The following is a 203-nucleotide window of genomic DNA, read 5'->3' as shown; positions in this document are numbered from 1 at the left end:
TGATCTACACTTATTCCTTCTGGACCAGATCCAACAGAAATAGTAGCAATGACACCATTGTTTGATCCATCTATTACGGATACTGTATTGGATCCGTAATTTGCAACGTAAATTTTATTAGTAATTTTATTGACTGCAATGTCATCAGGGCCAGTTCCAACGGTAATAGTAGCAATGACTCCATTATTTGATCCATCTATTAC

Annotated in this window: 1 protein-coding gene; it reads right to left on the bottom strand. The window is 36.0% G+C overall.

Annotation, left to right across the window (positions count from 1 at the left end; translation table 11 throughout):
• A partial coding sequence (locus JDS99_RS31695) for a YncE family protein (RefSeq protein ID WP_369413410.1) occupies nt 1–203 on the bottom strand: 203 nt, incomplete at both ends.

This window comes from Bacillus cereus group sp. N6, assembly GCF_016483705.1.
GTDB lineage: Bacteria > Bacillota > Bacilli > Bacillales > Bacillaceae_G > Bacillus_A > Bacillus_A wiedmannii.
The sequence above is the reverse complement of the archived record's forward strand: the minus strand, read 5'-3'. Positions and strand labels throughout refer to the sequence as shown.